Origin of the sequence: Erythrobacter sp. NAP1 (assembly GCF_000152865.1) — a bacterium.
In the GTDB taxonomy this organism is placed as follows: domain Bacteria; phylum Pseudomonadota; class Alphaproteobacteria; order Sphingomonadales; family Sphingomonadaceae; genus Erythrobacter.
This window is the reverse complement of record NZ_CH672390.1, coordinates 1,566,160-1,586,591: the sequence shown is the minus strand read 5'-3', so window position 1 is coordinate 1,586,591 and position 20,432 is coordinate 1,566,160. Positions and strand designations below refer to the sequence as shown.

Sequence of the window (20,432 nt, the reverse complement as noted above, 5' to 3'; positions counted from 1 at the left end):
CCCGCAGCCTCTCTATAGAGTAGCCATGAAGAAGTTTGTCCGGGCGCTCGCTGCCTTTTCCCTGATCGCTGTTCCTGCCACGCTTGTCGCTCCGGCATTTGCCCAAGAAGCGCCTGCCGAGCCGGAAATCCCCGCACCGCAAGCGCTGCAGCCCGAGGGCGAGGTTCCCTGGCTCTACGAGGGCAGCAACGTTCCCGTCGACGAGGAATGGTATTGGGGCGTGATGGACAACGGCCTGCGTTACGCCGTGCGCCGCAACGGCGTGCCGCCGCGCCAGATCGCGATCCGGGTGCGCGTCGATGCTGGCTCGCTCCACGAGACCGACAGCGAACAGGGCTTTGCTCACCTTCTCGAACACCTGCTCTTCCGTGAGAGCAAGTATCTGGGACAGGCCGAAGCCATCGCCGCTTGGCAACGCCTCGGCGCAACCTTTGGTGCTGACGCCAACGCGGAAACGAGCCCGACGCACACGGCTTACAAACTCGACATTCCAGACATAAACCGCGCCAAGCTGGACGAGAGCTTCAAACTTCTTTCCGGCATGATCCGGGAGCCGGTCCTGAACGACGCTAACGTTGGCGCCGAGCTGCCCATCGTGCTTGCCGAAAAGCGTGAGCGTGGCGGCGCGGCTGAGCGTGTGGGCGACATCACCCGCCGCACATTCTTCGCAGGACAAAGACTCGCGACCCGCAACCCGATCGGCACCGTCGAAACGCTCGAAGCCGCTCGCGGTGATGCGGTGCAGGCGTTCTATGACCGCTGGTATCGCCCTGAGAAGACAGTGATCGTCGTCGCAGGTGATGCCGATCCTTTGGTACTCGCTGGCCTCGTGGAAAAATGGTTCGGAGACTGGGAAGGAACGGGCAATCCCGGCATTGCCCCCGATTTCGGCGACCCGCTTCCACCAGAAGGCGCTCCGGTAACAGCCGGGACAGACCTCCCGATTGGCGAAGTCAGCGCAGCCATCGAAGCAGATCTTGCGCGCACGTTCACCTATGCGATCATGCGTCCTTGGCGCAAAGTTGATGACACCATCGTGTACAACGAAGGCCGACTGCTGGACGCGCTTGCGCAGTCGATAATCAATCGTCGGTTGGAGACTCGGGCGCGGGCAGGGGGCTCATACCTCTTTGCGCAGGTGCAGCAGGATTACGTCTCGCGTTCGAGCGATGCGACCTTTGTGAGCTTCCGTCCGCTGACCGAAGACTGGCGGGCCGCTCTCGCTGACGTGCGCGGGGTCATCGCCGACGCAATCGAAAACCCGCCGACGCAGGAAGAGATCGACCGCGAGGCGGCGGAGTTCGACGTTGCTTTCGTGAATTCGGTCGAACAGGCCCCGGTTCAGGCTGGGCGTGACCTTGCCGACAATCTCGTCAACGCGGTCGACATCCGTGAAACGGTGGCGAGCCCGCAAGTCGTGCTCGACGTGTTTCGCGGAATGCGCGCACGGATGAACCCGGAAGAGATTCAGGAGCGCACGCGCGGCCTGTTCAGCGGAAACGTCGTGCGCTCGGTCTATGTGACGCCTGCCATCGGTGAGGCCGATGAGAGTGCGCTCCAGCTGGCGCTCGCAAGCGAGGCGCTTGTCGATTCAGGTGCGCGGCTTGCCGCCGAGAGCATCTCCTTCGATGAACTCCCGCCGATTGGTGAACCGGGGGCGGTCACTGAAATTGGTCCGCTTGGCATTCTGGAAGTCGAGCAAGTCAATTTCGACAACGGCGTGCGCGCGCTTCTTTGGTCCAATGACGCAGAGCCGGGCCGCGTGACCGTCAAGGTCCGCTTCGGTGCTGGCTACCGCGCATTCGATCAGGACAGCGCGGTTTATGCGCCAATCGGTCAGATGGCTCTGGTCGGGTCGGGCCTTGGAGAGCTCGGCCAGAACGAGATCGACAGGCTGGCCACTGGCCGCAAGCTCGGCTTCGACTTTGGTATCGACGATGCGGTCTTCACTTTCACGGCGCAGACCCGCTCGGACGATGTGGCCGATCAGCTGTATCTGTTTGCGGCAAAACTCGGCATGCCACGCTGGGATGCCGATCCGGTGATCCGTGCCAAGGCGGCAGCAGAGCTTGCCTACAACACCTATTCGACCAGTCCCGGGGCGGTGCTGAATCGCGACCTCGAATACATCTCGACCGACAGCGATCCGCGCTTCGCAACGCCGACGCCGGAGATGCTTGAGCAGGTCACACCCGAAGGTTTCCGCGAGGTTTGGGAGCCGCTGCTTCAGCAAGGGCAGATTGAAGTGCTGGTCTTCGGAGAGTTCGACCGTGATGCGATCATCGAAAAGCTGCGTGTCACCTTCGGCGCATTGCCGGAGCGTGCGCCCATCGCTCCCGAAGTTGCAGCGCGCGTCCCCGGGTTCCCAGATGCTTCGAACGCTCCGAGAGTGCTCACACACCGCGGTGATGATAACCAGGCCGCAGCCGTGGTCGCTTGGCCGAGCGGCGGCGGGATGGCGAGCATTCGCGAGGCACGCCAACTCGAAATCCTGATCCAGGTCTTTAACAACCGCATGCTCGACGCTCTGCGCGAACAGGCTGGCGCGAGCTATTCTCCGCAGGTCTTCTCAGACTGGCCGACCGACATTTCGGGCGGCGGTCGGATCGTGGCGCTCGCTCAGCTTGAGCCGGACTTCGTGCCTGTGTTCTTTGCAGAGGCCGATCGGATCGCAAGCGACCTTGCCGCCAGCCCACCGAGCGCAGACGAAATCAACCGCGTGACCGAACCGCTCAGCCAGCGCATCCGCCGTGCATCGACCGGCAACCAGTTCTGGCTCTACAACCTCGAAGGCGCGAGCCGTGATCCCAGCCGTGTTGAGCTGCTGCGCTCGCTGCTGAGCGATTATTCTCAGACGACGCCGCAGATCATGCAGTTCCTCGCCGATCGCTATTTCGCCAATGGCGCCCCGCTCAAACTGGCCGTCATCCCCGAGGGTCAAGAGCTTGCCGAAGGTCCGGCGCCAGTTCAGGGACCGGTCGACACCGCGGCTCCGGCAGTACGCGCGGTGCAGACTTTTGGCAGGTAGAAATTGCAATGATCGGCCTATCCGATCACTGATGCCGTGAAACAAAGTTGTCGCAAACAGCTTCACGGCTTTACATATAGAACCAGCGCGCCTAGTCCGCGCGCCCGCAGACGTTAGAGAAGAATCGAGAATATCCGTGGCCCAGAACTGGAAGCCTGAAAGCTGGAAAGAGCACGAAGCGCGGCATCTGCCGCATTACGAAGACGCCGCCGAACTGGCCGAGGCCGAGGCGACGCTCGCTGCCTATCCGCCGCTCGTCTTTGCCGGTGAAGCACGTGCTCTGAAGGCTGACCTTGCAGATGTCGCCAACGGCCATGCCTTTCTGCTCCAAGGCGGCGATTGCGCTGAGAGCTTTGCCGAGTTCCACCCGAACAACATCCGCGACACGTTCCGCGTGATACTGCAGATGGCGGTCGTCATGACCTTCGCGAGCAAGCGCCCTGTCGTGAAAGTCGGCCGCATGGCCGGCCAGTTCGCCAAGCCCCGCTCCTCGTCGACTGAAACCAAGGGCGACCTCACGCTGCCGAGCTATTTCGGCGACAACATCAACGGGATCGAGTTCGACCCCGTGCAGCGTCGTAATGATCCGGGCCGCATGGTTCGCGCCTACTCGCAGGCCGCTGCAACGCTCAACCTGCTGCGCGCCTTTGCGGGCGGCGGTTACGCGAACCTGCGCCAAGTGCACCAATGGACGCTCGATTTCATGGGACGCACGCCCTGGGCTGAAAAGTTCTCCGAGACCGCAGATCGCATCGGCGAAGCGCTCGACTTCATGGAAGCCTGCGGCGTCGACCCCGCCACGGTCCCGCAACTTCAGGGCACCAGCTTTTACACCAGTCACGAAGGCCTGCTGCTGCCTTACGAGCAGGCGCTGACCCGTCAGGATTCGCTCACCGGCGATTGGTACGCAACGTCCGCACACATGCTGTGGATCGGCGACCGCACGCGCTTTGAAGGCAGCGCGCACATCGAATTTGCTCGCGGTATCGGCAACCCGCTTGGAATGAAGTGCGGTCCGAGCCTTGAACCTGATGCGCTTCTGAAGCTGCTCGACCAATTGAACCCGGCCCGCGAAGCCGGACGCATCACGCTCATCAGCCGCTATGGCCACGACAGGGTGGAAGACGGCCTGCCCAAGCTCGTTCGTGCCGTGAAGCGTGAAGGGCACCCCGTCGTGTGGTCGTGCGACCCGATGCACGGCAATGTGATCAAGTCGGAGAGCGGCTACAAGACCCGTCCATTCGACCGCATCCTTTCTGAGGTGAAGGGCTTCTTCGCCGTTCACCGTGCTGAGGGCACCCATCCGGGCGGCATCCATGTCGAGATGACGGGGCAGGACGTGACCGAGTGCGTCGGCGGCGCTGTTGCTATAACCGACGATGCGCTGGGCGATCGGTACCACACCCACTGCGACCCGCGTCTTAATGCGGAGCAGTCGCTCGAGCTCGCATTCACCCTCGCGGAGATGCTCAACGAGGAAGCGAATACGCAGCGCACAGCAGACGCAGCCTGACCGCAATTCAGTACGTAGCCGCACGAGGGGCTGCGTTTCCTGAACTTCGCAAGTCTTTGCTTAGAGGCCATGCCTACGATGCTGGCCGCCTCACCTTTCTTGCCCGGTAGCGAACTGGGAATTGCACCGACCATTGGCGCGTCTAAACCCGATGCGCGCGCTACGGACTGGCTGCATGCATATGTGGGATCGACGGATACCACTTCGCTTTTGATCGCATGTCTCACACTGACCATCATCGCGTTGGTCGCTCTTTCGAGCACGATGGTGAACCGGCGCGAGATGCGCTTTGTCGCCCGCGAGGCTCGGTCCCGATCCGAGACGATGCGCGAATTGCTTCGCACGATGAGGATGGCGGAATGCATCGCCGGGATCGGCGTTTGGGAATATGACTATGCGGCTGGTGTGCAGCACTGGTCTGACGGTCTCAAGCGCCTTTTTGGCATCAGTGCGGATGCTGAATTCACACCGGGCGATGCAGAGACTTTGTTGTTCGCGAATGGCGCGGATCTGGTCGGTCAGATTAGAGCTAAGGGCGAAGAGGTCGAACCGTACAATTTGACGCTGGATATTTACGGGTTCGACGGCGTTGAACGTACTTTGCTTATCCAGGCCTGCAATCTTCGCGGTGCCGATGGAACCGTGCAGCGCGTTGTGGCGGTGGTGAAAGAGGGCAAGAGCAGCAAGCCGGTCGCAGGCGCGAATCCGCAAATCTCGTCATCGAAAGCGATCAACGGCCTAAGGACGCCTGAAACTTGTGCCGACAGCCGTGATCGGGGCGCGATCATGCGCACTTTGGACCGACTGGTGGTAAGCGCACGAGCGGGGAAGCATTCCCTCACAATGGTGATGTTCGACGTCAGAATTCGGCCTGCATCAGAGGAAGCCCAGCGCTCAATCTCGACGTCTGAAATGGCTGCCCAAGTCGCCCGCATTTCTCGATGGCGCTCGCGATCCGATGAACTTGTCGGAAGGCTGGGCGAAGAGCAGTTCGTTTGGCTTCTTCCGGAGATATCAGAGAATGCGGCAAGAGTTCACGCAAATGCCCTGCGCCGGGCGATAGAGAGCGAATATCGGTGTGACGGCGTGCATTTCAGCATAGGCGTCGCCGGTCTTCAGCCCGGCGATAGCGCGCTTTCCCTAATTGCTCGCGCTGATGATGCCATGAATTGCGTGAACCATCCTGAGACTATCAAAGTCGAAGTATCGCCGAGAGTGTCAGCCTGATACGACGCCTAAAAGTGTCGCGAAACCAGTCACTCAACGCTTTTCTTTGGCTTCGCTATGCGCCATGGAGGTGCGCGGACGGACCCGAGAGGGAGAGGAACGTTGGCTCAAGGCCGGCATCAGGAAGCGACCTCAAACGATACGCATGGCGGTATCGCGGAGGCTTTTGCGCGCACGCGCTCACTTATGGAAGCGCTCGCGCAGCCGCTCAGCGATGCTGACGCGAGCATCCAGTCAATGCCCGATGCCTCGCCTGCAAAATGGCATCTGGCGCACACGACTTGGTTCTGGGAGACGTTCCTCCTGCGAGAGCATGTGCGAGGATACAGGCTGCACAACGAAGAATGGCCGTTCCTTTTCAACTCCTATTATGAAGCCGAAGGTGCCCGGATTGCGCGTGCGGCTCGGGGAATGCTGTCGCGTCCCAGCGTGCAAGAGATTCTCGACTGGCGCGCTGCGGTCGGTGCGGCAATGGAGCCTCTATTTGATCGTGAGGAGCTTGTTGATTTGATCGCGCTGGGTATCGCGCACGAACAACAGCATATCGAATTGCTGCTGACCGACATAAAGCACGCTCTGTTTCAGAACCCACTCGGCCCAGCAATGTGGGATACGGATCGTGAGCGATCTCCATCCAGCGAGGACTTGGGGTGGCATGAACACCCCGGCGGGGTCGCTCTTATCGGTCACGACGGCGACGCTTTCGCTTTCGACAATGAGGGGCCGCGTCACCGAGTGCTACTTGAACCGTTCGCTGTTGCAGACCGTCTGGTCACCAATCGCGAGTGGTCGCAGTTTATCTCCGACGGTGGCTACAAGGATGCCTCGCTGTGGCTATCAGATGGCCTCGCATGGGTGAGAGAGAACGGGATCACCGCACCGCTATATTGGCGCGGAGCCGAGCAGTTCACGCACACCGGGTGGCAAGGCCGCGATCCGGACGCTCCGGTTACGCACATCTCCTATTATGAGGCCGATGCATTTGCGACATGGGCTGGCGCAAGATTGCCGACCGAGTTCGAGTGGGAGGCCATCGCCCGCGGACAAGACCAGCAAGGTTCGCCACAGGCGCACGATGCGACAGCGGGCAACCAGCTTGATCGAGCTGAAGCACCTTTGCCATCGGGCGGGAGCGAGCTGTTCGGTGATTGCTGGCAATTCACTCAATCGGCCTATCTTCCCTATCCGCGCTTCAAACCCGCATCGGGCGCGGTCGGCGAATACAATGGCAAATTCATGAGCGGTCAGTGCGTTCTGAAAGGCGCGAGCTGCGCCACTGTTCGCGGTCATTCGCGCGCATCCTACCGCAACTTTTTCTACCCCCACCAACGCTGGCAGTTCACTGGACTAAGGCTGGCAAAGGACATCTAGTTCCCATGACCACAAGCCAAGGGCTCAAGCTCGTCGACCTCGATGAAGCGGGGGTCGACAATGCTTTCAGGGCTGATGTGCTCGCAGGGCTCTCGCAGGAGCCAAAAGCAGTTCCGGCGCGCTGGTTCTACGACGACGCGGGCTCGAAGCTGTTCGAGAAAATCACTCAGCTGCCAGAGTATTATCCGACCCGGGCGGAAACGGAGATTTTGAGAGATCGGGGGGCCGAGTTCGCAAAGCTGATCCGGCCCGGCTCTACAGTGGTGGAGTTTGGATCTGGCTCGTCGGTCAAGACACCGCTACTTTTGTCCGCGATCGAGCCGTCGGCTTACGTGCCGCTTGATATTTCAGGCGATTTCCTTCGGGCGAGCGCTGCTGATCTGGCGGAGAAATTTCCGGGCCTTCCCGTCTACCCTGTTGAAGCTGACTTCATGCGGCAGGTGGAGTTACCTGACGCAGTTGCAGACCTCCCCAAGCTTGGTTTTTTCCCTGGTTCGACAATAGGCAACATGGTCGCCCGCACCGCGGTCGATCTGCTTCGTTCAATGCGAGAGACATTGGGCGTGGGTGCACAGCTGCTTATCGGGATGGATCAGATCAAAGACGAGGACGTTCTGGTTTCGGCCTACGACGATGCAGCCGGTGTGACTGCGGCCTTCAATCTGAACCTCGTGACCCGAATAAATCGCGAGCTTGGCGGGACAATTCCCCTAGAAGCTCTCAAGCACGAGGCGCGGTGGAACGACGATTTCGCTCGTGTCGAAATGCACCTTGTCGCGACCCACGACATTACCTTCGAAGTCGATGGCAAGAGCTTTGCCATGGCCGAGGGTGAGAGCATCCACACCGAGAACAGCCACAAGTTCAATCGTCGCACCTCGAACATGCTGCTTCTTGCTGGAGGGTGGGAGCCAACCAAGCGCTGGCTGGACGATCAAGGGCGCTTCTCTCTGCTGCTGGCTGAGGCCAGAGCACCCCGATCCGCGCCTTAGTCGTTTAACGCTTGAAACCGCCGACGCTTTCGGGCGTTAGGGGCGCATGAGCACACAGCATTGCGATATTCTGATTATCGGCGCGGGAATGGCTGGCCTGGCCTGCGCAAAGGCGCTGTCCGAGGCTGGCCGCAAAGTCACTGTCCTTGACAAGGGCAGGGGGCCAGGTGGCCGGATGGCCGCGCGCCGCGCAGAAATTGCTGGTAACGTCGTTTCCTTCGATCACGGCGCGCAATACTTCACCGCTCGCGATGCGCGCTTTGTCGAAGTTGTAAAGGAATGGGAGCGGCTCGGCGTGGTTGCACGCTGGGACGGTGCGGGATCGAGCGACCCGGCTTTCGTAGGCGTTCCCGGAATGAATGGTCCGATCCGCGCGCTCGCTCATCCGCTCGACGTTCGCTGGAGCACGAGAGCGGAGACGCTCACACGCTTGGGCGAAGAATGGCATGTCGATGCAGGCGACGAAAGCTTCACTGCCGACACCGTCCTCGTCGCCGTCCCTGCCGAACAGGCGGCTGACATTCTCGCAGTCACAGTGCCGGACTTTGCAAAGGTTGCGGCGAGCGTTCAATCCGAGCCCTGCTGGGCGGTCATGGCCGCCTTTTCACAGAAGCTGGACGTCACAGCCGACAGTATCCGGGATGAAAGCGCATCAATCTCGTGGGCAGCGCGAAATAGTGCGAAGCCCGATCGCGCCGGGCGTGAGACCTGGGTCCTGCACGCCTCGCCCAAGCGCAGCCGCGAACTTGTCGATCTTCCAAAGGAGGAGGTCGGACCGATTTTGCTGGACGATTTCTTCGATCAGACCGGCACTCCATGCGTTGCGCCGATCCACCTCGCCGCTCATCGATGGCTTTATGCCATGCCAAAGCCCGTCGACGGTGAAGCTGCACGATACGATCGTGATCGCAGCATCGGGATTGCTGGCGACTATCTGCATTCTCCGCGGGTCGAGGGAGCATGGATATCAGGTCGTGGGTTGGCCGATCAAGTGCTAGCGGAATAGAGAATGGCTGAGGCTCCTGAAACAGGATCGAAGCCGGCATGGTACGCCCTGCATGAAGCCGCCTGCGCTCAAGGCAAGCGCAAGTATATCGACCCAGAAACCGGCTACGTCGTCTTTACGAGGCTTGCTCATCTGGAGCGCGGCGAATGCTGCGGTTCTGCCTGCCGCCACTGTCCCTACGGACACGAAAACGTGCCGCCTGAATGGCAGTGAGCCCAACACAGCGATTTTAGGAAGGCCTGGCTGGGGTGGCAGGGATCGAACCTGCGAATGGCGGTACCAAAAACCGCTGCCTTACCACTTGGCTACACCCCAGCAGGAGGCGCGGATATAGCGCCCCGGACACAAATGTGAAGGGCTTTTGGAAGGTTATTGCGACCGCTGGCGCCGCACGGCCAAATCGCGCTCAACCTCGTCCATTAAGGAGTGGCTGAGTTTGTAGAAAAGCATCGCCACGCCCGCAGGCAAGAGCGCGAGCGCTGGCAGGATTGCAAAGGCAAAATTGATACCCGCAAGCGCCTCTGCGCTTTGTTCGCCCTGGGGCACAAAGCCCGTCAGTTCGAGGGCAATGCCGGGGGCAAACGCGCCGAGGCCTGTGCCAACTTTCACTCCGAAAATCGACGCTGAAACAGTCAGCCCGGTCATCTGCTGCCCCGATTTCCAGTCGATATATTCGGCAATATCGGTGAACATCGAGAAGGACAAAACCATCAAAAAGCCAAAGCCCAGGCCGACGAAGTACTGGGCGAGCGTCTGGGGCCAGATCGCATCAAGTGGCATCATCGCAAAAGCGGTAATTCCAATCACCTTCATCGCTCCTCCGGCGAGGATCAGATGCGACTTTTCAAACCTTCGCTGGAGCAAAAATCCAAGGATGACGCCGCTGACCTGACCCACGGCAAGTGCGGTGAGGAACAGACCGAAGCGGTCGAGGAACAGGAAGACGGGCGTTCAGTCGTCACCCGCCACGTACTTGAAGAAGAAGCGAGCCGTTGATGCACGGCTCGCGATCGAGAGCACTCCGAAGACTGCCGCGATGACGACGCAGATCCATGCGCCCGTCCTGAACAGCGTCGCAAGGTCGCGCCTGATCGCCGTGTTCGTCGGGACGGCGGGTATCCGCTCCTTCGTCGTAGCGAAAGTTACGACGTAGATTACGACGGAGACTGCGGCGAAGACGCCCATCGTCAGCATGATCCCCGTGCGCTCGTCATCGCCGCCCAGCTCGCGGATCAAGGTCGTGGCAAGCACGCCCACCACGATCCCGGCAAGGCCCGAGAAGAACATCCGATAAGCCGTGACGTTGGCGCGCTGCTTGGCCGATGGTGAGATCACTCCCAGCAGCCCCGAATACGGAACGTTGACTGCCGTGAAAGCCAGCATGGTCAATCCATAGGTCACGTAGGCCCACACCAGCAGCCATCCGGTCGACATCTCCGGTGCGGCGAAGATCGCAAAGCCGGTTAGGCCAAAGGGCAGGGCTCCGAACAAGAGGTAAGGACGGTATCGTCCCCACCGCGTGCGCGTCCGGTCGGCGATGACGCCCATGACCGGATCGGTGACCGCATCGAAAACACGCGACAGGAGGAGCATCAATGCCATCGCAGCAGGAGCAATCCCGCCAAGGTCGACGAAGAAATAGAGCAGATAGGCGCCGAAGAAATTGAGATAGAGGCCAGAGGGCAGATCGCCCACGCCGTAGCCGAGCTTCTCGCTCAGGCGGATTCGTTCATGCGCCTGTGCGCTCAAAACATTCTCTCACTCACGCATGAGACAATGGGCCGGAAGCGCAGTGACTTCCAGCCCATTTGTGCAGTTGTTCGACGAGTTTCGATGCGTGCCGGTCAGAAGGTGAAGTCGAGGTTCTTCCCTTTGAAGTCCGCGGGCGAGTGGCGCTCGGCCAATTGCTGGTCTTCGTCGCCCCAGACCTTGTTCACGAGGCGACCGCGCTGAACGCCTGGACGCTGAGCAATCTCTCGGGCCCAGCGGCCGACGTTCTTGTAGTCATCGATCGAGAGGAAAGTCTTGGCTTCGTTGTAGATCGTGCCTGCCACGAAAGGAGCCAGCCAAGGGAAGTTCGCGATATCGGCGATGGTGTATTCGTCGCCCGCAAGGAAGCGCGTCTTGCCAAGCTGCTGGTCGGCGACATCGAAAATACGCTTCGTTTCCATTGCGTAGCGGTTGATCGGATATTCGTATTTTTCAGGCGCATAAGCATAGAAATGGCCGAAGCCGCCACCGATGAATGGCCCGGTCCCTACCTGCCAAAACAGCCACGAAAGCACTTCAGCGCGCGCAGCGGGATCGGTCGGCAGAAACTCGCCGAACTTCTCGGCGAGGTAGACCAAGATCGCGCCGGATTCGAACACGCGAATATCGTCTTCGCCGCTCGCATCGACCATCGCAGGGATTTTCGAGTTCGGATTGATCTCGACAAAGCCGCTGGTGAACTGGACGCCTTCGCCGATATTGACGGTGTAGGCGTCATACTCAGCGCCCGCGTGCCCCTTTTCGATCAGTTCCTCGAGCATGATTGTCGCCTTCACGCCGTTGGGCGTTGCAAGCGAGTAGAGCTGGAAGGGATTGTCGCCGCGCGGCAGCGCTGCTTCTTCGCGCGCGCCTGCTGTGGGGCGGTTGATGTTTGCAAACTTGCCGCCGCTTTCGCTGTCATAAGTCCAGACTTCGGGCGGGGTGTAAGTGGGATCGGCCATGTCGTACTCCTTTTCTCAAGGAAGAAAATTGCGATGCGTTCCTCTGGCGGATCAATTGGAGGCTTAGCGCAGTCACCGCAAGGTGGAACCAAGCGTGCTTGCGGCGCATTTCCTTTGGCATGGAGAAGCTTATCTATGTCGATGACGCCCTGCCGGGCATCACGCGCAAGGGCGCAGGGCGCGGCTTCGCTTACTATTCTCCCGCAGGCGATCTGATCCGCGACCGGGGTGAGCGCAAACGCTTGAACGCGATCGCTCTGCCTCCTGCCTATCGCGATGCGTGGTTCTGCCCGGAGAGCAACGGGCATATCCTAGCCACCGGCTATGACGATGCAGGGCGCAAGCAATATCGCTACCACCCGCATTTCAGGCTGATGCGCGAAGGCGACAAGTTCGACCGCTGCGAGGAATTCGGCAAACGCCTGCCCCTGATCAGAAAGCGGGTCGCAAGCGAGATCGAAGGCGATGTCGCTACGCGCGAGAGAGTGCTGGCGGCAATCGTACGGCTGCTCGACATGGGCTTCGTGCGGATCGGCAACGAGGTCTACAAGAAAACCAACCAGTCCTTCGGCGCCTCCACTTTGCGCGACGAGCATGCGACGATTACCGGCAGCAGGGTCGAGCTTTGCTATACCGGTAAGGGCGGCAAGGATCGGCGTGTTCTGCTCGAAGACGAAGCGCTGGCACGCGCGGTGGAAGATGCGCGCGATGTTCCCGGACCTCATCTCTTCCAGTATTACGATGAAGACGGAGATCGTCACGCGCTCGGCAGCAGCGATGTGAACGACTATCTGCGTTCCGTGATGGGCGAGGAATTCTCGGCCAAGAACTTCCGCACATGGCACGCGAGTGTGCTTGCGTTTGCGAAGATTGCTGAAGCAACAGAGCGTCCGACCATCACCACAATCCTTGAGGAGGTATCCGACAAGCTCGGCAACACTCCGGCGGTTGCGCGCAACAGCTATATCCACCCTGTGGTGATCGACATTCTTTCAAGAGAGCGCGGATGGGAGGAGTGGCAGGCGACCCTCTCAATCCCGCGAGCTACAAAGTACCTGACAGGCCATGAGCGCGGCCTCTTGGAGCTCCTCGAACAAAGCCCGCAGGCCGCTGAACTGCTAACTGCCTAGAGTCTGTTGGCGATAGCGGCTAGAGCACACAGCAATTGCAGCGGGAGCAGGGCTTTATGGCCGATACATCTCACCCCTTTTACGACATGCATGCGCACGGTTTTGTCCGTGTGGCGACCGCGACGCCGTGCATGCGGACTGGGGATGTGGCTTACAATGTGAAGGGCATCCTTGCTGAGGCGCGCAAGGCGCATGAGCAGAATGTCGATCTTGTCGTTTATCCCGAACTCTGCGTTTCGTCCTACGCCATCGACGACCTGCATCTTCAGAACGCGATGCTCGATGCATCCGAAGCGGCGCTCGGGACGATTGCTGAGCAAAGCCGCGACCTGACCCCGGTGCTTGTTGTCGGTGCGCCGCTGCGGCGCAATTCGAAGATCTACAACTGCGCCATCGTCATCGCGCGCGGCGAAGTGCTCGGCGTCATCCCAAAGAGCTATCTGCCAAACTATCGCGAGTTCTACGAGAAGCGGTACTTCGCCCATGGCCGCAACTGTCAGGATTTATGGATCGGCGTGAATGGCGAAGAGGTGCCGTTTGGTACGGACCTCGTCTTCTCCGCCTCGAACCTGCCGGGCTTCACCTTCGGCGTCGAGATTTGCGAAGACTTCTGGGCTCCGAACCCTCCCGGTACGCTGGCGGCGCTCGCTGGGGCGCATATCCTTTGCAACCTTTCGGCATCGCCAATCACCATCGGGCGCGCGGATGATCGCCACCTGCACTGCCGCTCGTCCTCCTCGCGCTCGATCTGCGCCTATGTCTATTCGGCAAGCGGTCACGGTGAAAGCACGACGGATCTAGCTTGGGACGGGCAGGGAGTGATCTACGAGCTTGGCGGACTGCTCGCCGAAAGCGAGCGCTTCGATCTCGATCCAGAGCTTTGTGTGGTCGACGTCGACACCAATCGCATCGCGGGTGAGAGGATGCGCAATCAGACCTTCAGCGACGCTGCCGAAGCGCATGGACGCCCGGAGGACAGTTTCCGCCGCGTGGTGTTCGATCACGAATACGAAGAAGGCGATATCGGGCTCGAACGGCCCGTGCGCCGGTTCCCATTCGTGCCTAACAATCCCAAAACGCTGGACGAGGATTGCTACGAGGCTTTCAACATCCAGGTCGACGCGCTCATGCGCCGGATCCAGGCCACCAAGGCAAAGTCGCTAGTCATAGGCATTTCAGGCGGTCTCGACAGCACGCACGCGCTCATCGTGGCGGCGAAGGCCTGTGATCGGCTCGGGCTGCCACGCAGCACCATTCGTGGCTACACCATGCCCGGCTTCGGTACGTCGGATGGCACGAAGAGCAATGCGTGGAAGCTGATGGAAGTCTTCGAGATCACCGCCGAAGAGATCGACATCAAGCCCGCTGCGCAGCGCATGCTCGAAGACATGGGCCACCCCTTCGCCGAGGGAGAGCCGGTCTATGACGTAACCTTCGAAAACGTCCAGGCGGGCCTTCGCACCGACTACCTCTTCCGTCTCGCAGGGCAGCACAATGGCTTCGTCATCGGGACCGGCGATCTGTCCGAATTGGCACTTGGCTGGTGCACCTACGGTGTTGGCGATCATATGAGCCATTACGGCGTCAATTCTGGGGTGCCCAAGACGCTGATCCGGTACCTGATTCGCTGGACCGTCCAGACCGAGCAGTTCCTCCCGGTCTGCAGCGAAGTTCTGATGAGCGTCTACGACACGGTCATCTCACCCGAACTTGTCCCCGCGGGAGAAGACGGCGCCATTCAGGATACCGAGGCGCATATCGGGCCGTATGAGCTCAATGACTTCTTCCTGCACCACTGCGTACGGTTCGGTCAGCGACCGGGCACTATCGCGTTCCTCGCATGGCACGCATGGCGCGATGCTGAGGCAGGAGACTGGCCCGCCGGATTCCCCGAAGAACGCAAGAACGAATACACGCTCGGCGAAATCGCTGAGTGGCTGCAAAGCTTTCTCAAGCGTTTCTTCGGCTTCTCGCAATTCAAGCGCAGCGCGCTCCCCAATGGGCCGAAAGTCTCCTCCCAAGGCGCGCTTTCGCCGCGCGGAGACTGGAGAGCACCGAGCGATGCAGTTGCCGATGTATGGCTCGATGAATTGAAAGCGAGCTTGCCTGACAAGTTGTGATCGCAAAAAGGCCGGAGCGTCGCTGGACACTCCGGCCTTTCTAGGACGTGATCGCTAGGATCAGCCGCGATCGAGCGAGTACCTGCCCGCGCCGAAGGCAGCGATGGCGAACATGCCCCCCGAGATGGCGAGGTTCTTGAGGAACATGGTCACCTCAAGCTGCTGCGAGAAGTCATTGTGAAAGATGACTGCGGTCAGGACTGTGAAGATGCCCATCGCCAAAGCGACTTGGCGTGCCTTGAAACCGATGGCGAGCAAAAGGCCCCCGCCGATTTCGAGCGCTACCGTGCCGAAGTAAACCAGCTCGGGAAACGGAAGGCCGACGGATCCGATATACCCGACAGTGCCTTCCATTGCGCCGATCTTGTTGATCCCGGCGAGGACGAAGAGCAGCGCAAGGAGGAGTCTTGCGACCAGAGCAAGTGCGTCCTGACGCGCGGTCGAGGAAGTCGCTGGGACGGTGGTGGTTGCTTGTGAAATCGTGGACATGGGTAGTCTCCTTGATGGAGGGGCGAGATGGTCAGACCATCTCTTCGATGCGGGCCTTGGCCGCTTCGATCTTTTCAGGGCCGTCGCGGCCCATGATGCCGTCAGCTGCAACGATCTCGACGTCGCTGATGCCGAGGAAGCCGAGGAAGAACTTCAGCCAGCTCGACATGAAATCCATGCCTGAACCGATCGGAGTGCCGCCCGATGCACCCGCGATGTAAGCCTTCTTGCCCTCAAGCAGGCCGACCGGACCGGTCTCAGTGTACTTAAAGGTGGTCCCGGCGCGGGCGACGAGGTCGGCCCATGCCTTCACCGTTGCGGGCACACCGAAATTGTAGACGGGCGTCGCGATAACGATCGTGTCGGCAGCCATCAGTTCAGCGATGAGCGTATCTGCGATCGCGGCGAGTTCCTGCTGCTCTGCAGTGCGCTCAGCCTTTTCGGTCAGGCCTGCGTTGAACAGCTCCCAGCTCTGAAACGGGATGTCGTTCTCGGCGAGATCGCGCTTCGTGACGCTTGCGCAGTTCTTCTCGGCGAGGCGGTGAACCAACTTGTCTCCCAGAGTGCGCGAGACGCTTTCCTCGTCGCGGATGCTGGCAGTGATATGAAGGATGTTGGACATTGGGATGTGCTCCTTTGGAGTGAGAAACAGGGTGGGGCCGACCGCAGGGGGGAAGGCGGTCGGCCCCGGAGGGACTTGGATCAGGCCGCGTCGACGAGGACCACTTCGCTGTCTTCAAGCGCGGTGATGGTCACGCTTTCGAGCCGGGTGATCGCGACGCCGTCGCGGGCATTGGCTTCGACATCCTCGACCCGGACCTTGCCTGTGGCAGGGACGAGGTAGAGGTGACGATCTGCCGCCGATGGTGTGTAAGTCACGCTTTCACCGGCCTTGATCGTTGCACCCAGTACGCGGGCATTTGTTCGAATGGGCAGCGCGTCATTGTCGTTTGCCGAGCCGCTTGCGAGCGGGACGAACGATCCGGCGCGGTCGCCCTTCGGAAACTCGCGGGCGCCCCAGCTGGGTTCACCGCCGCGCTCCTCGGGGATGATCCAGATCTGGAAGATCTGCGTGTCGGTGTCCTCGAGATTGTATTCCGAGTGGCGCACGCCGTTGCCAGCGCTCATGACCTGGACATCGCCCGCTTCGGTTCGGCCCTCATTGCCCATGCTGTCGCGGTGGGTGATGGCGCCTTTGCGGACATAGGTGATGATTTCCATGTCGTTGTGCGGGTGAGTGGGGAAACCCGTTCCCGGAGCGATCGTATCGTCATTCCAGACGCGCAGGCTGCCCCAGTGGACGCGTGCCGGATCGTGATAGCCGGCAAACGAGAAGTGGTGGTGAGCATCGAGCCAACCGTGATTGGCGGAGCCGAGGCTGTTGAAGGGACGAAGTTCGATCATGTCGTATCTCCTGTTCGGATCGAGCGTGTCGCTCTGTTGAAACGGGAGATAGGGAGGATTGTTCAACCAGATAACTGCGATAAAACTTGCCAAGATGTTCAGATTATCTGAACATAGCGCATATGAAGCTCGGCGATCCCAGTCTCGACCAGTTGCGCATTTTCCTCGAAGTTGTTGATGCGGGCAGCTTCGGCGGTGCCGCGCGGCGCATGAACCGTGCGGTTTCGGCAATCAGCTACGGCATTGCGCAGCTTGAAGCGCAGCTTGCGGTGACCCTGTTCGAACGTGAGGGGTCGCGCAAACCCGTTCTGACACCTGCTGGCGAAGGGCTCCTCGCCGAAGCGCGGGGAGTGGCTGATGGGATCGACGCATTGCTTGCCAAGACGCGCAGCCTGCATGCGGGGCTTGAAAGCAATCTCGGCTTGGTACTCGACGTGATGGTGCCCGGCGATGATACGGCAGGCGTCCTGCGAGATTTTCGCGAGACCTTCCCGACCGTCGCCCTGCGGCTTCGCGTCGAAGGTTTGGGAGCGGTCGCATCATGCCTCATCGACGAGGAGGGCCAGCTGGCCATAGGTGGCCCGATCGTGGGCGAGGACCCGCTGCTGGAGCGCCAAGCTATCGGTGAGGTCGAACTGATACCGGTTGCCGCACCATCCCACCCGCTTGCGCAGAAAGGTGTCCAGCCCGGCGAAAGCCGCAAGCACTTGCAGCTTGTCCTTTCCGATCGCTCGAGCCGGACCGAGGGCCGCGAGTTTTCGGTGATCAGTCCACTAACGTGGCGGTTGGGTGATTTGGCAGCAAAGCATTCGCTGCTGAAGGAAGGGCTGGGCTGGGGCAACATGCCGCGCGAAATGGTAGCTGACGATCTGGCGGCAGGGCGCCTCGTGGAGCTCGATTTGCCTGAGAAACCGGGCGACAATTACACGCTTTACGCGCTGTGGCGGCGCGACACGCGGCTTGGACCAGCCACAAGCTGGCTGATCGATGCTTTCAGGGAGCGATTGGGCGCTTAAGGCGCACGTGCGGTGCGGAGCCACTCTTCGGCGTCGCTCGGCGTGTCGAAGAACTCGACATCAAGCCCGCTTGTGATCCGGCGGTACTGCATGCGCACGAGTGAGCTCTCTGATACCACGGCAAAGCGTGTCAGTCCGTTGGTCTGCGCGAGCAGTAAACTTTGGCGGATTGCGTCGGCGGTTTCGCGATCCTGCGGGACAAAGTGCCTCAGGTCGCCAAGCGCACTGAAGGTCTCGCGGGCCTTGATGAAGGGTGTCGCAGCCTTAGCCAGTTCGTCGAGAAACTTGCGCATGGTTTCGAGCGTCCAGAAGCCGCCAATCGTAAAGTGCAGCTCGCTGTGAGCCCTGTCTGTGCGGATTTCCTGAGTGCGTTCGAGCTGCTCCATGCTTTGAGTCCTGCCTAGGCGGCTTCCTTGCTGCGCAGCCAGTCGAGGGCATCGGCTTTCGTCTCGAAGATCTCGAGATTGATGCCGTCGTTGATGCGCTTGTATTGCATCGCTGCCAATTGCGAGTCCGTAACGATCGCAGTGCGGACCACTCCAAGCCTCGCAGATTCGCTGACGACCAGACGGATGCCTTCTGCGATCTCGCGAGTTTGCGTGACGAAGCCGGTGAGGTCGCCGAGCACGTACATCTTACGTCCCTGCGAATAGAACGGCTTGGCCTTTTCCAGAAGCTCGCGCGAGAATTCGGCGAGGGTATTCTGGTCCCAGAAACCGGCAGCCGAGAAATGCACCTCGCGCCGATCTAGATCGGCGATGACGGAGAATGATGGGTCAAGCGTCTGCATACCACTTGCCGTAGCGGAAGTGGGTAAAGATTGCCCTAAGCCACTGTCTTTTCTGGCCCGAATAGGACCGTTTCACCTCCCGCTTTCCACGGCGTGAACTTGGGCATGATGCTGGCGAAGAGCTCGCTTTCTAGATGCCCATTGAGCCAAGGTTGCAGATGCGGCAGGTCCTGTGCGTCGAACCAGGCGCGGTCGTGATTGGCGAATTGGCGGATGAAGGGGAATAGGGCGATATCTGCGAGAGTGCGCCGCTCTGCGCAAAGCTGGCCCTGCGCCGCGATCCGCTCGTCCCATCGTGCGAGGATCGCCAGCCCTTCCGCGCGGTGGTCGACTTTGCCGTGGTCCGGCTCGTCCTCGTAACGGTTGGGGTATTTGTAGCGGTCAAGATGGTGCTTGAACGTTCCATCAGCCTCGGCGATCAGTTCCGTATCATCGCCTTCGAGCCAGCCTTCAGGATCGTTGCGATGAAGCGCCCAGCGCATGACCGCGATGCTTTCCTCGATGACAGATCCATCGCGAAAGTCGAGCACGGGGACGGTCGCTTTAGGCGAGGCCGCGATCAGTTCGGGCGGCTTGTCGGCAAGCTTTACCTCGCGCAGTTCCACCGTCTCGCCTGCGATCCACAGCGCCATGCGTGCGCGCATCGCATAGGGGCAGCGGCGGAACGAGTAGAGGACAGGGAGGGGACGCGTCGATTCAGTCATCCTTGTCTGAGAACTCCGCACCCACATGCGCGGTTCCGCGCGCCTTGGCGATCGCTTCCTGCCGCTGACGTTCGCGGTAGCGTGCGCGCTGTTCTTCAGTGCGCTCGTTGAAGCAGGCAGGGCACGACACGCCTTCCTCGAATGCGGGCGAGGCATGATCCGACAGGCTCACTGGGCGGCGACAGGCGCGGCACAGCCCGTATTCCCCAGTTTCGAGGCCATGCTTCACCGTCACGCGCTCATCGAAGACGAAGCAGTCGCCCTGCCACCTGCTCTCTTCTTCTGGCACCTCTTCGAGATACTTGAGGATGCCGCCTTTCAGGTGGAACACGTCCTCAATCCCCTCGGCGCGCAGAAAGCTGGTCGACTTCTCGCAGCGAATGCCGCCCGTGCAGAACATCGCGACCTTCGTCTTGCCTTCGAGCAGTTCCTCGCGGTGTTCGCGGAACCATGCGGGGAAGTCGCGGAAGCTGGGGGTCGCGGGATCGACCGCGCCTTCGAACGTGCCTACCGCGACCTCGTAGTCGTTGCGCGTGTCGATCACGAGCGTGTCGGGGTCTGAGATGAGCGCGTTCCAGTCTTGCGGATCGACATAGCGCCCGACGCTTTCGCGCGGGTCGATGTCTGGCACTCCCATGGTAACGATCTCGCGTTTCAGCCTGACCTTCATGCGGTTGAAGGGCATTTCGAGAGCGGATGAGTACTTGACGTCGAGCTCGGTACAGCCAGGCAACGAGCGGATGTGGTTGAGCACCGCGGCTACGGCATTGTCTGTGCCGGCAATGGTGCCGTTGATGCCTTCATGCGCAAGGAGCAGCGTCCCCTTGACGCCGACTTCCTGACAGGCAGCCAGCAGCGGCTCGCGCAAGGCAGCTGGGTCTTCGAAAGGCGTGAAGCGGTAGAGCGCGGCGACCGTGATCGCGTCAGTCAT

18 protein-coding genes, 1 tRNA gene and 1 pseudogene are annotated in these 20,432 nt (G+C 60.5%); 10 read left to right on the top strand and 10 right to left on the bottom strand.

Going from position 1 to position 20,432, the window contains the following annotated elements:
* Positions 1 to 25 precede the first annotated feature (25 nt).
* The 7 genes from NAP1_RS07590 to NAP1_RS16300 all read left to right on the top strand — a co-directional run bounded on the left by NAP1_RS07590 (position 26) and on the right by NAP1_RS16300 (position 9,350).
* A complete protein-coding gene (locus NAP1_RS07590) occupies positions 26 to 3,028 on the top strand; it encodes a pitrilysin family protein (RefSeq protein WP_007164677.1) in 3,003 nt (1,000 codons plus the stop codon).
* A gap of 136 nt (positions 3,029 to 3,164) precedes the next feature.
* Entirely contained in the window at positions 3,165 to 4,541 is a 1,377-nt protein-coding gene (locus tag NAP1_RS07585; RefSeq protein WP_007164676.1) for a class II 3-deoxy-7-phosphoheptulonate synthase, read from the top strand.
* A gap of 69 nt (positions 4,542 to 4,610) precedes the next feature.
* Entirely contained in the window at positions 4,611 to 5,768 is a 1,158-nt protein-coding gene (locus tag NAP1_RS15890) for a diguanylate cyclase domain-containing protein (RefSeq protein ID WP_083776270.1), read from the top strand.
* Positions 5,769 to 5,870: 102 nt separating this feature from the next.
* Entirely contained in the window at positions 5,871 to 7,139 is a 1,269-nt protein-coding gene (egtB, locus tag NAP1_RS07575) for an ergothioneine biosynthesis protein EgtB (protein WP_007164674.1), read from the top strand.
* A gap of 5 nt (positions 7,140 to 7,144) precedes the next feature.
* Positions 7,145 to 8,131, top strand: a complete 987-nt coding sequence (gene egtD, locus NAP1_RS07570; protein ID WP_007164673.1) for an L-histidine N(alpha)-methyltransferase — start codon at positions 7,145 to 7,147, stop codon at positions 8,129 to 8,131.
* 46 nt (positions 8,132 to 8,177) lie between these two features.
* Entirely contained in the window at positions 8,178 to 9,137 is a 960-nt protein-coding gene (locus tag NAP1_RS07565) for an NAD(P)/FAD-dependent oxidoreductase (RefSeq protein WP_007164672.1), read from the top strand.
* 3 nt (positions 9,138 to 9,140) lie between these two features.
* On the top strand, positions 9,141 to 9,350 hold the full coding sequence (locus NAP1_RS16300; protein WP_007164671.1) for a DUF5522 domain-containing protein: 210 nt from the start codon (positions 9,141 to 9,143) through the stop codon (positions 9,348 to 9,350).
* Between the two features lie 27 nt (positions 9,351 to 9,377).
* Here the strand turns inward: NAP1_RS16300 and NAP1_RS07560 are convergent.
* From NAP1_RS07560 to yghU, 3 genes and pseudogenes are all read right to left on the bottom strand, one after another.
* Positions 9,378 to 9,452 (bottom strand) — tRNA-Gln (locus NAP1_RS07560).
* Between the two features lie 54 nt (positions 9,453 to 9,506).
* A pseudogene (locus NAP1_RS16650) lies at positions 9,507 to 10,832 on the bottom strand (MFS transporter).
* Between the two features lie 149 nt (positions 10,833 to 10,981).
* Complete coding sequence (yghU, locus tag NAP1_RS07545) at positions 10,982 to 11,848, bottom strand: glutathione-dependent disulfide-bond oxidoreductase (RefSeq protein ID WP_007164668.1); 867 nt, start codon at positions 11,846 to 11,848, stop codon at positions 10,982 to 10,984.
* A gap of 119 nt (positions 11,849 to 11,967) precedes the next feature.
* On the opposite strand from yghU, the gene NAP1_RS07540 reads away from it, so the two are divergent.
* The gene (locus tag NAP1_RS07540; protein WP_007164667.1) at positions 11,968 to 12,978 is read left to right on the top strand and encodes a DNA topoisomerase IB; all 1,011 of its coding nucleotides are present in this window, start codon (positions 11,968 to 11,970) and stop codon (positions 12,976 to 12,978) included.
* Positions 12,979 to 13,034: 56 nt separating this feature from the next.
* Entirely contained in the window at positions 13,035 to 15,098 is a 2,064-nt protein-coding gene (locus NAP1_RS07535) for an NAD(+) synthase (RefSeq protein ID WP_007164666.1), read from the top strand.
* A 60-nt stretch (positions 15,099 to 15,158) separates the two neighbouring features.
* Here the strand turns inward: NAP1_RS07535 and NAP1_RS07530 are convergent, their stop codons facing one another.
* The 3 genes from NAP1_RS07530 to NAP1_RS07520 all read right to left on the bottom strand — a co-directional run bounded on the left by NAP1_RS07530 (position 15,159) and on the right by NAP1_RS07520 (position 16,991).
* Positions 15,159 to 15,587 (bottom strand): DoxX family protein, encoded by a 429-nt coding sequence (locus NAP1_RS07530; RefSeq protein WP_007164665.1) that lies wholly within the window; start codon positions 15,585 to 15,587, stop codon positions 15,159 to 15,161.
* A gap of 31 nt (positions 15,588 to 15,618) precedes the next feature.
* On the bottom strand, positions 15,619 to 16,209 hold the full coding sequence (locus NAP1_RS07525) for an FMN-dependent NADH-azoreductase (protein WP_007164664.1): 591 nt from the start codon (positions 16,207 to 16,209) through the stop codon (positions 15,619 to 15,621).
* 80 nt (positions 16,210 to 16,289) lie between these two features.
* Positions 16,290 to 16,991, bottom strand: coding sequence for a pirin family protein (locus NAP1_RS07520; RefSeq protein WP_007164663.1), 702 nt, complete (start codon positions 16,989 to 16,991; stop codon positions 16,290 to 16,292).
* 122 nt (positions 16,992 to 17,113) lie between these two features.
* Here NAP1_RS07520 and NAP1_RS07515 point away from each other — a divergent pair, with 122 nt between their 5' ends.
* A complete protein-coding gene (locus NAP1_RS07515; RefSeq protein ID WP_007164662.1) occupies positions 17,114 to 18,007 on the top strand; it encodes a LysR family transcriptional regulator in 894 nt (297 codons plus the stop codon).
* Here the strand turns inward: NAP1_RS07515 and NAP1_RS07510 are convergent.
* From NAP1_RS07510 to NAP1_RS07495, 4 genes are read right to left on the bottom strand one after another with little or no spacing between them, the layout of a single operon-like run.
* Positions 18,004 to 18,393, bottom strand: a complete 390-nt coding sequence (locus tag NAP1_RS07510; protein ID WP_007164661.1) for an STAS/SEC14 domain-containing protein — start codon at positions 18,391 to 18,393, stop codon at positions 18,004 to 18,006. The two genes, NAP1_RS07515 and NAP1_RS07510, sit on opposite strands and share 4 nt — an antisense overlap.
* Before the next feature lie 14 nt (positions 18,394 to 18,407).
* On the bottom strand, positions 18,408 to 18,797 hold the full coding sequence (locus NAP1_RS07505) for an STAS/SEC14 domain-containing protein (RefSeq protein WP_007164660.1): 390 nt from the start codon (positions 18,795 to 18,797) through the stop codon (positions 18,408 to 18,410).
* 35 nt (positions 18,798 to 18,832) lie between these two features.
* Positions 18,833 to 19,501 (bottom strand): glutathione S-transferase, encoded by a 669-nt coding sequence (locus NAP1_RS07500; RefSeq protein WP_007164659.1) that lies wholly within the window; start codon positions 19,499 to 19,501, stop codon positions 18,833 to 18,835.
* Positions 19,494 to 20,432: a rhodanese-related sulfurtransferase gene (locus NAP1_RS07495; RefSeq protein ID WP_007164658.1), complete on the bottom strand. Its 939-nt coding sequence runs from the start codon at positions 20,430 to 20,432 to the stop codon at positions 19,494 to 19,496. The genes NAP1_RS07500 and NAP1_RS07495 overlap by 8 nt, the downstream gene beginning before the upstream one ends.

Excerpts from the sequence above, each read along its gene's own strand:
- NAP1_RS07590 (WP_007164677.1), top strand. The coding sequence starts at position 26 with ATGAAGAAGTTTGTCCGGGCGCTCGCTGCCTTTTCCCTGATCGCTGTT.
- NAP1_RS15890 (WP_083776270.1), top strand. The coding sequence starts at position 4,611 with ATGCCTACGATGCTGGCCGCCTCACCTTTCTTGCCCGGTAGCGAACTG.
- egtD (WP_007164673.1), top strand. The coding sequence starts at position 7,145 with ATGACCACAAGCCAAGGGCTCAAGCTCGTCGACCTCGATGAAGCGGGG.
- NAP1_RS07565 (WP_007164672.1), top strand. The coding sequence starts at position 8,178 with ATGAGCACACAGCATTGCGATATTCTGATTATCGGCGCGGGAATGGCT.
- NAP1_RS16300 (WP_007164671.1), top strand. The coding sequence starts at position 9,141 with ATGGCTGAGGCTCCTGAAACAGGATCGAAGCCGGCATGGTACGCCCTG.
- yghU (WP_007164668.1), bottom strand. The coding sequence starts at position 11,848 with ATGGCCGATCCCACTTACACCCCGCCCGAAGTCTGGACTTATGACAGC.
- NAP1_RS07540 (WP_007164667.1), top strand. The coding sequence starts at position 11,968 with ATGGAGAAGCTTATCTATGTCGATGACGCCCTGCCGGGCATCACGCGC.
- NAP1_RS07535 (WP_007164666.1), top strand. The coding sequence starts at position 13,035 with ATGGCCGATACATCTCACCCCTTTTACGACATGCATGCGCACGGTTTT.
- NAP1_RS07530 (WP_007164665.1), bottom strand. The coding sequence starts at position 15,587 with ATGTCCACGATTTCACAAGCAACCACCACCGTCCCAGCGACTTCCTCG.
- NAP1_RS07525 (WP_007164664.1), bottom strand. The coding sequence starts at position 16,209 with ATGTCCAACATCCTTCATATCACTGCCAGCATCCGCGACGAGGAAAGC.
- NAP1_RS07520 (WP_007164663.1), bottom strand. The coding sequence starts at position 16,991 with ATGATCGAACTTCGTCCCTTCAACAGCCTCGGCTCCGCCAATCACGGT.
- NAP1_RS07515 (WP_007164662.1), top strand. The coding sequence starts at position 17,114 with ATGAAGCTCGGCGATCCCAGTCTCGACCAGTTGCGCATTTTCCTCGAA.
- NAP1_RS07510 (WP_007164661.1), bottom strand. The coding sequence starts at position 18,393 with ATGGAGCAGCTCGAACGCACTCAGGAAATCCGCACAGACAGGGCTCAC.
- NAP1_RS07505 (WP_007164660.1), bottom strand. The coding sequence starts at position 18,797 with ATGCAGACGCTTGACCCATCATTCTCCGTCATCGCCGATCTAGATCGG.
- NAP1_RS07500 (WP_007164659.1), bottom strand. The coding sequence starts at position 19,501 with ATGACTGAATCGACGCGTCCCCTCCCTGTCCTCTACTCGTTCCGCCGC.
- NAP1_RS07495 (WP_007164658.1), bottom strand. The coding sequence starts at position 20,432 with ATGACTGACGCGATCACGGTCGCCGCGCTCTACCGCTTCACGCCTTTC.